Below are 2,635 nucleotides of genomic sequence, written 5' to 3'. Positions count from 1 at the left end.
GAGACAGGTTATGGCATCGCATTTTATTTTCTTTCTCTGGTTCTGAAATCCATCCCTGTCGGTGTTGCTTATGCAGTCTGGTCGGGACTCGGCGTCGTCATAATTACAGCCATTGCCTGGTTGCTTCATGGGCAAAAGCTTGATGCGTGGGGCTTTGTAGGTATGGGGCTCATAATTGCTGCCTTTTTGCTCGCCCGATCCCCATCGTGGAAGTCGCTGCGGAGGCCGACGCCATGGTGACGGTGTTCGGCATTCTGAATCTCACCGAGGACTCCTTCTTCGATGAGAGCCGGCGGCTAGACCCCGCCGGCGCTGTCACCGCGGCGATCGAAATGCTGCGAGTCGGATCAGACGTCGTGGATGTCGGACCGGCCGCCAGCCATCCGGACGCGAGGCCTGTATCGCCGGCCGATGAGATCAGACGTATTGCGCCGCTCTTAGACGCCCTGTCCGATCAGATGCACCGTGTTTCAATCGACAGCTTCCAACCGGAAACCCAGCGCTATGCGCTCAAGCGCGGCGTGGGCTACCTGAACGATATCCAAGGATTTCCTGACCCTGCGCTCTATCCCGATATTGCTGAGGCGGACTGCAGGCTGGTGGTTATGCACTCAGCGCAGCGGGATGGCATCGCCACCCGCACCGGTCACCTTCGACCCGAAGACGCGCTCGACGAGATTGTGCGGTTCTTCGAGGCGCGGGTTTCCGCCTTGCGACGGAGCGGGGTCGCTGCCGACCGGCTCATCCTCGATCCGGGGATGGGATTTTTCTTGAGCCCCGCACCGGAAACATCGCTGCACGTGCTGTCGAACCTTCAAAAGCTGAAGTCGGCGTTGGGGCTTCCGCTATTGGTCTCGGTGTCGCGGAAATCCTTCTTGGGCGCCACCGTTGGCCTTCCTGTAAAGGATCTGGGTCCAGCGAGCCTTGCGGCGGAACTTCACGCGATCGGCAATGGCGCTGACTACGTCCGCACCCACGCGCCTGGAGATCTGCGAAGCGCAATCACCTTCTCGGAAACCCTCGCGAAATTTCGCAGTCGCGACGCCAGAGACCGAGGGTTAGATCATGCCTAGCATTCACCTTCCGGCCGCCCGCTAGCGGACCCTGGTCAGGTTCCGCGAAGGTGGGCGCAGACATGCTGGGCTCGTCAGGATCAAACTGCACTATGAGGCGGCGGTTCATACCGCGCCAGGGGAGCGAATGGACAGCGAGGAGCCTCCGAACGTTCGGGTCGCCTGCTCGGGTGATATCGACGAGGTTGTGCGGCTGATGCACGACGCTGCGGCGTGGATGTCCGCCAAGGGAACGCCCGCCTGGGACGTCGCGCGGATCGACCGGACATTCGCGGAGACCTTCGTCCTGAGATCCGAGCTCCTAGGGATCGCCTCAGAAAACGGAAAATAAAGCACGCTAAGCCGTAAGTAAGCGTGCTCCTGTGAAAGCCACAGCTAAAACTGCGTAGTACACATAGAGGTATTTTTTTCTAGATTTATATCGAATTTCGTTATCGAATTTCGCTTATTATTGATCAACTCGTTGCAGATCATGAAGGCGAAAGTATGACGAATAACCCTACCGATGACAGCAGACCATGGTCGGTCTTTCTTATTTTTCTGCGGCTTGGATTGACATCTTTTGGCGGCCCCATTGCGCACTTGGGCTACTTCCGCGCCGAATTTGTCACACGGCGGCGCTGGCTCTCCGAACGGAGCTATGCTGACTTGGTCGCGCTTTGTCAGTTCTTGCCAGGGCCTGCAAGCAGCCAGGTCGGCATAGCGGTAGGACTGTCTCGGGCTGGATACAGCGGGGCGCTGGCTGCTTGGGCTGGCTTCACGCTGCCGTCTGCCATAGCCTTGATCCTTTTTGCGCTCGGCATCTCCAGCTATGGCGATTACGTCTCGCAGGGCGCGTTGCATGGCTTAAAAGTGGTGGCTGTGGCCGTGGTCGCTCAAGCAGTATGGGGCATGGCGCGTAACCTATGCACGGATGGGCTGCGAGTCACCATCATGGCAATTGCTACCTGCGTCGTTTTACTTGTGCCGTCCGCGTGGGGACAGGTTGGCGTGATTGCTATCGCAGGCATCGCAGGCCGGTTATTGTTCAAGCCAGCGAAAGTTGTTGAGCATGACCCCCTACCTATCACGGTCAGTCACCGGGCCGGCGTGCTTTGGCTCTCGCTGTTCTTTGTCTTGCTGATTGGCCTGCCGGTGTTGGCCGAACTGATGCCAAGTCAAACCATGGCAATGGTGGATTCCTTCTATCGTGTCGGATCACTGGTGTTCGGCGGTGGTCACGTTGTGCTGCCATTACTGCAAGCCGAAGTGGTGCCCTCCGGCTGGGTCAACAATGAATCCTTTCTCGCGGGGTACGGGGCAGCTCAAGCGGTGCCCGGCCCTTTGTTCACGTTCGCCGCGTTTCTTGGTGCCTCGATGAACACCGCCCCGTCGGGCTGGATCGGCGGCATTGTGTGTCTGCTGGCTATCTTCGCGCCCTCGTTCTTGCTGGTCGTCGGATCAATGCCATTTTGGGAGCGTTTGCGCCGCAATACAGGCATCCAAGCTGCGCTGGCCGGGATCAATGCCGCTGTAGTCGGCTTGCTGCTGGCCGCGCTGTATCAGCCTGTATGGACTAGCGC

At 58.7% G+C, this 2,635-nt stretch carries 4 protein-coding genes; all 4 read left to right on the top strand.

All coding sequences use genetic code 11. The features are described from left to right. Positions 1–240: DMT family transporter (locus ACWIGM_RS31210; protein ID WP_454029842.1), on the top strand; the 240-nt coding region annotated here is incomplete at its 5' end. Then, the gene (gene sul1, locus ACWIGM_RS31205) at positions 234–1,073 is read left to right on the top strand and encodes a sulfonamide-resistant dihydropteroate synthase Sul1 (RefSeq protein ID WP_000259031.1); all 840 of its coding nucleotides are present in this window, start codon (positions 234–236) and stop codon (positions 1,071–1,073) included. The genes ACWIGM_RS31210 and sul1, both read left to right, overlap by 7 nt. 127 nt (positions 1,074–1,200) lie before the next feature. Beyond that, positions 1,201–1,404, top strand: coding sequence for a hypothetical protein (locus tag ACWIGM_RS31200; RefSeq protein ID WP_000376616.1), 204 nt, complete (start codon positions 1,201–1,203; stop codon positions 1,402–1,404). A 155-nt stretch (positions 1,405–1,559) separates the two neighbouring features. Continuing rightward, positions 1,560–2,635: chromate efflux transporter (gene chrA, locus ACWIGM_RS31195; protein ID WP_454029841.1), on the top strand; the 1,076-nt coding region annotated here is incomplete at its 3' end.

This window comes from Allobosea sp. NPDC055332 (assembly GCF_053645455.1).
This window is presented reverse-complemented; position numbering and strand designations above follow the sequence as displayed.

What these genes read in the sequence shown, in the direction of transcription:
- sul1 (WP_000259031.1), top strand. Translation starts at nt 234, where the DNA reads ATGGTGACGGTGTTCGGCATTCTGAATCTCACCGAGGACTCCTTCTTC.
- ACWIGM_RS31200 (WP_000376616.1), top strand. Translation starts at nt 1,201, where the DNA reads ATGGACAGCGAGGAGCCTCCGAACGTTCGGGTCGCCTGCTCGGGTGAT.